This window comes from Endozoicomonas sp. ALB115, from assembly GCF_049310245.1.
In the GTDB taxonomy this organism is placed as follows: domain Bacteria; phylum Pseudomonadota; class Gammaproteobacteria; order Pseudomonadales; family Endozoicomonadaceae; genus Endozoicomonas.
Map to the genome: position 1 here is coordinate 19,651 of NZ_JBLYZG010000059.1, position 9,711 is coordinate 29,361.

The 9,711-nt window shown below is 51.3% G+C and carries 8 protein-coding genes; 2 read left to right on the top strand and 6 right to left on the bottom strand.

All coding sequences use genetic code 11. The annotated features are described in order from the left end of the window. Positions 1 to 385: 385 nt before the first annotated feature. From deoD to deoC, 4 genes are all read right to left on the bottom strand, one after another. Positions 386 to 1,087 (bottom strand): purine-nucleoside phosphorylase, encoded by a 702-nt coding sequence (gene deoD / locus ACO6VE_RS19890; protein ID WP_422444662.1) that lies wholly within the window; start codon positions 1,085 to 1,087, stop codon positions 386 to 388. Between the two features lie 263 nt (positions 1,088 to 1,350). Continuing rightward, a complete protein-coding gene (locus ACO6VE_RS19895) occupies positions 1,351 to 2,586 on the bottom strand; it encodes a phosphopentomutase (protein ID WP_422444660.1) in 1,236 nt (411 codons plus the stop codon). 113 nt (positions 2,587 to 2,699) lie between these two features. Next, a complete protein-coding gene (deoA, locus tag ACO6VE_RS19900) occupies positions 2,700 to 4,016 on the bottom strand; it encodes a thymidine phosphorylase (protein ID WP_422444658.1) in 1,317 nt (438 codons plus the stop codon). A gap of 1 nt (position 4,017) precedes the next feature. Then, a complete protein-coding gene (gene deoC, locus ACO6VE_RS19905) occupies positions 4,018 to 4,812 on the bottom strand; it encodes a deoxyribose-phosphate aldolase (RefSeq protein WP_422463044.1) in 795 nt (264 codons plus the stop codon). Between the two features lie 225 nt (positions 4,813 to 5,037). Between deoC and ACO6VE_RS19910 the strand changes: the two genes are divergently transcribed. Both ACO6VE_RS19910 and ACO6VE_RS19915 read left to right on the top strand, forming a co-directional pair. Continuing rightward, positions 5,038 to 5,988, top strand: a complete 951-nt coding sequence (locus ACO6VE_RS19910; protein ID WP_422444654.1) for a LysR substrate-binding domain-containing protein — start codon at positions 5,038 to 5,040, stop codon at positions 5,986 to 5,988. Positions 5,989 to 6,061: 73 nt separating this feature from the next. Further along, the gene (locus ACO6VE_RS19915) at positions 6,062 to 6,559 is read left to right on the top strand and encodes a hypothetical protein (protein WP_422444652.1); all 498 of its coding nucleotides are present in this window, start codon (positions 6,062 to 6,064) and stop codon (positions 6,557 to 6,559) included. Between the two features lie 36 nt (positions 6,560 to 6,595). Here ACO6VE_RS19915 and ACO6VE_RS19920 read toward each other — a convergent pair whose 3' ends face one another. Together ACO6VE_RS19920 and ACO6VE_RS19925 are read right to left on the bottom strand one after the other, a co-directional pair. Then, positions 6,596 to 7,945, bottom strand: coding sequence for a TolC family outer membrane protein (locus ACO6VE_RS19920; RefSeq protein WP_422444650.1), 1,350 nt, complete (start codon positions 7,943 to 7,945; stop codon positions 6,596 to 6,598). 51 nt (positions 7,946 to 7,996) lie between these two features. Then, on the bottom strand, positions 7,997 to 9,711 hold a 1,715-nt coding region (locus ACO6VE_RS19925), incomplete at its 5' end, for an Ig-like domain-containing protein (RefSeq protein WP_422463046.1).

The window sequence follows — 9,711 nt, forward strand, 5'->3', positions numbered from 1 at the left end:
TCTGGTTTGTTTTATCAGGCAGCTCTGTTGAGCTGCTTTTTTATCTACTGATTTAATTCACTATTTTCGGTTTTCAGATACTCTTTTGATAGCTGACAGGCACTATAATCAGCGATAATTATCGTTATTTTTTTGTCTTAAATCGGTAGCCTGCCGGAGTTATCAATGAATTTGATGTTCCAAACCCGCCAGCTGACGCCTCCAGCAAACGATGGATACTGGACCTGGTTGTGGAGCAAGAGTGGGTTGACAATCAGTAATCCCTCATGTCCCTGCCGAGCATGGGAACGAAGGGGGAAGGCACAGCCACTGAATAAAGACTGAAGCAACCACCCTTTCACTCCGCTCAAGGTGTGCGGAGGTTTACCTATCAAACGCATTGAAATTACACCAGGGACTTCAGGGCAACTTCAATCATCTCATTGAACGTTAACTGACGGTCTTCCGGTGGCAGTGCTTCTCCGGTACGGATATGGTCACTAACGGTACAGATGGCCAAACCCTGTGCGCCAAACTCAGCACATACGCCGTACAGGCCAGCCGCTTCCATCTCGACACCCAGTACACCGTATTTCTCCATGGTATCAAACAGGGTTGCATCCGGGTTGTAGAACAGATCCGCAGAGAACAGGTTGCCCACTTTCACCGGCAGGTTCATGGCACGGGCAGCATTCACGGCATTTTCCAGCAGCCCATAATTGGCAATCGCCGAAAAGTCGTGGTCCCGAAAACGCATGCGATTCACTTTGGAATCTGTACAGGCACCCATACCGATCACAATGTCGCGAACCTGAACGTCCCTGGAAATAGCCCCACAGGAACCGACGCGGATCAGGCTCTTAACACCGTACTCGGTAATCAGCTCTTTGTAGTAAATAGACGCCGAAGGAATGCCCATACCAGACCCCATAACAGACACCCGGACACCCTGGTAGGTGCCGGTAAAGCCCAGCATGTTACGCACATCCGTTACCTGTTCGGCACTTTCCAGGAACGTTTCGGCAATATGTTTGGCACGCAAAGGATCCCCTGGCATCAGGCAGACATCAGCAAAGGCACCGGGCTTGGCATTAATATGAGGTGTCACGGTTAAATCCTCGTTCTCGATAAAACACGACGATCAAAGTGCATCAGGGATGGTTTCCTTGACGCGGATAAGGAATTGTCCCGAAATAATTTCGACATTTTGAACTCGATCTCCGTTCATCCTGAGCTTGTCGAAGGATGCTTGGCACGATCTATCAGAGTCCGGAGTTTCCGCCTTTCGACAGGCTCAGGACGAACGGAGTGCAGAGGCACGACAACCCGTCAAACTTATTGAAACCATGTACTAAGTGGCAATGGCCAAACTTAGCCCTGCCTGAAGATCTCAGGCAGAAACGATGTGCCGTGGTCCATGGGCTCCAGCTCAAAATAGCTGGCCAGTGTCTGCCCGATATCGGCAAAGGTTTCCCGCTGACCCAGGGCACATGGCATCAACTTTTTACTGTATGCCAGAACAGGAATGTGCTCACGGGTATGATCCGTTCCGGGCCAGGTTGGGTCACAACCATGGTCTGCCGCGATAATCAGAAGATCATCGTCGCCCATATAATAAAACAGGTCTGGCAGCATGGCATCCAGCTGCTCCAGCGCACCGGCATAACCGGCTACATCTCGGCGGTGCCCGAACGAAGAGTCAAAATCCACAAAATTGGTGAAGATAATGGTGCGATCACCCGCTTCAATCAATGCTTCACGGGTTGCTTCAAACAGGGCTGGAATACCCGTTGCCTTTACCTTTCTGGTAATCCCCTGGTTGGCAAAAATATCGGCAATCTTGCCAATACTGACCACTTCGCCACCACTGGCTACCAGCTTATCCAGTACCGTGGGTGCCGGGGGCAATACAGAAAAGTCCCGACGGTTGCCGGTGCGCTGAAAGTCCCCTGCATCATCACCAATGAATGGTCGGGCAATCACACGTCCGATGTTGTATGGTTCAAGAATCTCACGGGCAATCTTGCAGACGTCAAGCAGACGATCAAGGCCAAACGTTGCTTCATGGCAGGCAATCTGAAAGACGCTATCGGCCGATGTATAGACAATCGGCTTGCCGGTTTTCATGTGTTCTTCACCCAGCGCTTCCAGAATGCTGGTACCCGAAGCATGACAGTTGCCCAGAACCCCCGGAAGTTCGGCTTTGTCGATCAACTCATCCAGCAGTTCCTGCGGGAAACTGTTTTTCTCATCGCGAAAATAGCCCCAGTCAAACAGCACCGGAACACCTGCCATTTCCCAATGGCCGCTGGGTGTGTCCTTGCCACTGGAGAGTTCTTTGGCATAGCCATAAGCACCGATAATCGGCATATCATTGACCATCCCCTTGGGGAACTCACCACAGGCGTCCCTTGCCGCATGAACCAGGCCAAGACTGGACAGCTCCGGAAGGGTTAACGGGCCTTGTCGACCAATATCTGCCTCGCCATCGGCACAAGCCCGGGCAATATGTCCAATTGTATTGGAGCCAACATCGCCAAATTTATCAGCGTCTTCCGTAGCTCCAATACCGAATGAATCCATCACAAGGATAATTGCACGTTTCATTCGCTACTCCTGACCTGCAATGGTTATGACCGCTATTTGTTGATAAAAATGCACCTTCCGGCTTGTTTCCAAACCCGTGACTAGGAGCCTGTCCGAGAAGGTGCATTGTCAGCTTAAAGCTGTTGGTAAACCAGAGAATGGGTTGGCGGCACCTGTTCAGCAAAACTGAGTGCACCGCGAAACATATCTGCCGCCTGGTTCCATGACGCTTCTGAACTGGCATGGAGCATGGCAATGGGCTGTGAAGGATCAATCCTGTCACCCAGTCGGCAAATTTCCGTAAAGCCTACTCCATAATCAATGGTATCAGAAGCAACTTTTCGACCTCCGCCCAACTGCACCACGGCCATGCCCACTTCCCGGGTATTCATGGCGGCAAGATAACCCTCGGCCTCCATGTACACGGGCTTAACGATGGCCGCAGTGGGCAGGTAATTGTTGTACCGTTCAACGAAGTCCGACGGACCACCAAGACCGTGCACCATTCTGCCGAAGACATCAGCCGCCTGACCATTGTCCAGTACGGCCTGTAGTTTTTCCCTGGCTTGCTCAATTCCGGCAGCAAGCCCCCCGGATACCAGCAGCTCTGCGGATTGTGCCATGGTAATTTCCAGCAGGCGGTCATTGCGATATTCACCCGTAAGGAATTGCACGGCTTCACGAACCTCAACCGCATTCCCGGCAGAAGAGGCAAGGCACTGGTTCATATCCGTCAGCAATGCCGTTGTTTTCACCCCGGTCCCATTGGCTACCTGAACGATACTCTGCGCCAGTTCCACCGACTGCTCGAAGGTTGGCATAAAGGCACCGCTGCCTACCTTGACATCCATTACCAGGGCATCCAGCCCTTCTGCCAGTTTTTTCGACAAAATGGAGGCGGTAATCATGGCAATGGATTCAACCGTTGCCGTCACATCACGAACACCATAAATGCGTTTGTCCGCAGGAGCCAACTCGCCAGTCTGGCCGACAATCGCAACACCGGTCTCCCTGACCACTTTCCGGAACAGCAATTCTGAGGCACTGGTCGTATAGCCGGGAATACTGTCCAGTTTGTCCAGCGTGCCCCCGGTATGCCCAAGACCACGGCCTGAAATCATCGGCACAAAACCACCACAGGCGGCTATCATGGGGCCAAGCATCAGGCTGACCACATCGCCAACACCGCCGGTGGAGTGTTTATCCAGTATGGGGCCCGGGAGATTATCTGACGACCAGTCCATCACCTCGCCGGAATCACGCATGGCACAGGTCAGGGCAATTCGCTCATCAATATTCATCCCCTGAAAGTACACGGCCATGGCCAGCGCACCGATCTGGCCCTCCGACACCGAGTTATCCGTGACACCGGCAATGAAACTACGAATCTCCTGCTCGCTCAGTGCCTCACCTTCACGCTTACGTCGAATAACTTCCTGTGGCAGAAACATATCAGTACCCTTCTTTGCTGGCTTCACCCTGTTTCAGGCCCAGGGCAATCAACAGATTCCCCAGCAGACTGCTGGCACCAAACCGGTAGTGACGTGAGTTTACCCAGCCATCGCCCATAATTTCATCCGCCATGTCCAGGTGTAATGCCGCGTCTTCTGCGGTTCTGATACCTCCGGAAGGCTTGAAACCAACCTGTGTGTTGCCACTGTCGCGGATGGCTTCCAGCATGATCCGTGCGGAGTCTGGTGTCGCATTGACCGGCACCTTGCCTGTCGAGGTTTTAATAAAATCAGCACCGGCTGCAATAGCGATGTCACTGGCCTTACGAATCAGGGCAGGGTCCTTCAGCTCACCGGTTTCAATAATCACTTTCAGCAGGACCTGTTGTTGGCCACTGTCGTCAATACCGCAAACATCTTTGCAGCGGCGAACCAGTTCGGCACCGACTTCTTCGTTGCCCGCCATCAGGGCCCGGTATGGGAATACCACGTCAACCTCATCAGCACCATAGGCAATCGCAGCCCTGGTTTCTGCGACAGCGATTTCAATATCATCCTCACCAGCAGGAAAGTTGGTGACCGTGGCAATAGCAACGTCGTTCAGGCCGAGGGCGTTCAGTGTTTTACGGGCAAGAGGGATGAAGCGGGGGTAAATACAGACAGCCGCCGTGTTTCCGGCTTCGGTATGGGCCTGATGGCACAGAGCAATGATTTTTTCCGGGGTATCATCGTCATTCAGGGAAGTAAGATCCATCAATTGCACAGCCTGACGGCTACGGGCATTAAGATCAGTCATGGGGCAACCCCTCTGGATAAATGGGCATTGACGGGTAGTTGAGAGTAGCAATGAACGGGAAGCCTCACTTCCATTCATTCGCCAGTGGAGCCTGATTCAATAGTATACCAACCAGTAATCTAAACCATTTTCTTTTATGAAATTTGTAGTGAAAAATTCTGAATAGAAACAGCACCGATCAGGTATTATTGCCAACCTTATCTACTCAACTCATTGTCGCCTTCTATGATCCCAACGGAAACGCTACAGATTGTTCGGGCTGTTGCCCATTTTCGTAACTTTACGGCGGCCGCCAGGCATCTGCATAAAGTGCCCTCGGCAATCAGCTATACCGTTCGGAAACTGGAAGACCGCCTGGGCGTACAGCTGTTTCTGCGCGATAGCAAACGCGTTGAATTGACACCCGCCGGTGTACACTTTATCGAACATACCGATAAACTGCTTGCCGACCTGGAGGAGCTTGAAAACAGTACACGACAACTGGCTACCGGATGGGAGAAGGAGCTGCGTATCGCCCTGGATAACGTGGTCAATCAGGGCAAGGTCTACGACCTGATCAATGATCTGCAGGAAGTTCGACCGGAAACCGAGCTGGTGATCAACACCGAAGTCTATAACGGTTCCTGGGACTCCCTGTTTCATGGCCGCTGTCAGATTGTGATTGGTGCCCCCCAGGATATCCCGGAAGCCATTCTCAACCAGGATCGTTTTGCCTGGCGCTCAATGGGTAATATGACCTGGGACTTTGTGGTTGCGCCAGACCACCCCCTGGCGGATCAACAAGAGCCTCTTTCCATGGCAGAGCTTCAGGGGCACCGCTCCATCTGTATCCAGGATACCTCGCGCTTTTTCCGTCATGGCTACAACCTGCTTCTGGAAAACCAGCAGGTGCTTCTGGTACCCAGTTTCAGAGCCGCTATTGAATGCCTGCTAAGAGGACTGGGGGCCACTATTCTGCCCAACCACTTTGCCAGACCCTATATCGAAGCAGGCTTGCTGGTTCGCAAAGAAGTGCCAGACCTGCATTATAATGACGGCTGTCTGCTGGCCTGGAACCAGGAAAACATGGGGCAGGGCCTGAAGTGGGTGCTTGACTGGCTGGGCTCTGAGGCATGGCTGAATAAAGTCTGGCTGCAATACGATGAACAGATGCCAATGGGCTATCACGTCCCGTGAATGGTGCCACCCGCAAAAAGTCAGTCATACTGGCGGAGTTGTTAGACAATCTGCTGCAAAATCAATGGTATAAATGACTGACATTGACTTGCAGGGGAGTACCGCCATGGAATCGATCAGGCCATTTTTCGGTCAGCAGGAGTTAACCATACAGGATCTGAGCCAGGATATGGTTGGCCTGCACAGTATGGATAGTATAGATAACCCGCTGGGCTGCCATGACAGCACACTGGTGCAGATTGAGATGTACAGCCGGATGATCTGCTACGGCTTCAATAACCCATTCCCTCATTCACGTCTGCACCTTGCTTTCGCGCTTCTCAGCATTAAAAGCCTGTTGCATCAGATCAGTCTTGCCGAGCTGGTGATGGGTTCTGCCGAGATTAAAGAGACACCGGTCAAACAGGTACGCCCGGATATCCAGCATATGGAAAAGCTTGAAAAGCTGTTGGACTGTCCGATGATTGCCGGCAGTCTGCCAACTCTGAGAGAAGCACTTCGGTTTGTCCACAGCAGGGACCAACAGGAAATTTACAACATTCTCAGGCGTAAGCTGAAAGGAGAAGGTTAAATCCAAATGGGGGCACTTGCCCCCTTGACTATCGACTTAACGTGTCGCAACCACTTTCACACCACAATCATTCTCAACGGGCAGGCTGGCGTCCATTGCCGTCAACAACGAACCCGTGCTATTCAACAGGCGGAACTGGTTAAACAGCAGATCATAACGGGCATTGATTTCACTCTGCCGGGCAGATGTGTACTCACTCTGACTGTCCAGCAGATCAATGAGCGTACGGTTACCAATCAGGAACTGCTTGTCATAAAGCTCTCTGGATTTGCTCGCCTGAACCACATGCTCTTCCAGCGGCCGCAAACGCCGGGATCCATAATCAATCGCCACCCAGGCCAGACGAATCTCTTCCTCCACCTGACGACGAGCCCGGTTGCGCACTTCCATCGCCTCATTCACCAGTTTGGTGGTCTGGCTGCGGCGAGCCTTATCACCACCGCCGTTGTAGAGGTTATACGTCATATTCAGTTTAGCTACATGACTATAGGTATCCCCTTTACCACCATTGGCATCGGTATCCCAGTTGGCCCCCACCTCCAGCTCCAGGCGGGGCATAAAGGCACTCTTACTCGCTTCATATTGAGCTTCGGCCGCTTGCACATCTGCGCTGGCCAATTTCATCACCGGATGAATTTCTGTGCCCAACTTTAACGCTGCCTCCAGAGAAACCGGTGTACCTGATGGCACTTCAGGCAACGTATAAGAAGCCGGGAGATTACCCACCAGACGCTGGTATTGTGTTTTTACATCACGAAGTACAGACTCGGCACTGATCTCATTGGCCCTGGCCAGCACCAGACGACTCTGGGCCTGAGCCACATCAGCCTCATTGCTGCGGCCTTTGCGCCCCTGTTTTTCAATCAGTTCAACGACACGTTCATGTTCAGCAGAATTGGCCTGCATCAGCTCAACAATGGACTGCTGACGCATGACATTGATATAGGCCTGGGTCACCTGCAGTGCCGTATTACCGGCTACCGAACACACCTCCTGGGCTGCGGACGCCTGCCTCGCCTTCTGACGATCCACCTCACTGCCAACCGCAAAACCATCAAACAACATTTGACGTGCAATCAGGGAGGCATCCCGGCGGGTTCTGTCCTGGTCTTTACTGTCAGCATCGCCCGCATTAAAAGCACCTATGGTTGTGCTGTTACGGCTGTTCTCATACCCAATCCCGGCCGTAAGATCCACACTGGGCAGATACCCGGCCTTAGCCTGGGTAATTTCATCCATACGGGCATCCGCTTCGGTAGTGCGGATCAGAATTTCCGGATTGGTCGCCAGCGTCTGGTTGATGGAATCCAGCAAGGTATCTGCCCGGGTATTGGCGGTTAACACTGCGGCAGACAATATCGATACTTTTAAAAACGTCGGAAACATCCTTTTTGCGCTCCTTTTCCACTTCAAATTATGGTTAGTTTTATTGCGTATTTAAACAATCAGCTGGCCGTTGTTAATCAGCTGTTGAAGTACATCATTGCCATCAATACTGCCGGACTCATTCAGGTCATTCCAGCCCGTGGTGTTGTCAAAAACAATGGTGAGTTTGTCTCCGTCAGCATCAAGGGTATCTGCTGTAAACTCGATAAATGCCTTGCCGTTTTGGTAAGTTGCAGAAATTCCCTTCGCCTGAAGAGTCTCTGGATTAACAATTTCCTTAACACCAAAATCAACAAGACCAGAAAGATCCAGAACATCCGCATCACTGTTTTCGCTCAGGGGGTCGCCCAAAACAAAATCGGTGATGGTATCCATCTGCACAGTTTCTCCATCCAGCAAGTCTGCAATTTTGAAAATAAACAGATCAGAGCCATCACCGCCAGCCAGTGTATCGTTTCCTTCACCCCCATCGATAAAGTCCTTACCTGCACCACCATTAATCGTGTCGGTCCCCTCATCACCACTGAGTATATCGTTTCCGCCCTTGCCATTTATGGTGTCATTACCAGCAACGCCATTAATGACGTCGTTGTTTTCACCACCATCCAATGTCTCAGCATTTTGAGTACCTGTTTTACGATTCTCTGGAAGAACATCCGGAAAAACAGTGTAGTTAAGATCAAGCACGCTTTCCGAACTGGTATCACCATCTTGATCCTGCGCAACCGCCGTAAAGGTCAGAGACACATTTCCAACAAAATCGGGTGCTGGTTTTAACTCCATATTGGCAAGAGTCCAGTCACTAATATCGATGGAAGTGGAATCTTCCGTAGCAGTGAACGAACGAGTCCCATCCGTTAGGGTAACGCCCACAGGAATATCTGAAACAGTAAGAATCAGAATATCATTGTCGTTTGCTTTCTCTGCGGTGATATTAAGCGGAATACTGGGCATTTTTTGGTAACCGACCGTCTCAACCCGGATATTGTCGAGGATTACGCCAGTAGTATCACGTTCGTCACGATCGGCAGCTAATATCTCGAAACGTGTATTTTCACCGGAAGCCACAAAATAAAAGGTGTGTGTCTTAAGATCGAAGAGATTTCCCGGAGTAATAGTCGTAATCGTAGTCTGTTTAGTGACATTGCCGTTTGAATCCAGATCAGAGACCAAGACTTCTATAGCGGACTCAAAGCCACCCTGGCCCTCACGTGCTGCATGGTCGAAAGTGAACTGAAATACTTCACCAGATATAGATTCAATATCTACAAAGATATTGTTATCCCCGGGATCCGCTTTCAACTCCAAAACATGGTTTTTATCACTTTCTCCTCCATAAAAATCTTCTCTACCAATTTCCAGATCACCTCCTGCATTGTCTGTCTTAAAGCCTAAAGAGTCAGCTTCGACATCAATACGATACCCTACCTCTGGAACCGGAACCTGAAAGTCAGTGTACAGGCTGGTACCTCTGGTATTTGCATTAATACTGGGAGCGTCAGGTATCGTATCAACAGTAATCTGTACCGTCGCCTCGCCCGAGCTGTTGGTGCCATCGGTGATGGTGTATTTGAAGCTGTCTCCGGTGGTTTCACTGCCATCGTGACGGTACTGGGTGGTGCCGTCTTCCCTGATGAACACAACCCCGTTGGCCGTGGCAACTTTTTTGTAGCCTGCTGCGGCGGTGTAAGTAGCGTCATCACTGTCGGCCAGGTCCGCCCAGACGGTGCCGTTGACACTCGCGATGGTCAGGGTGTCGGCTGGCA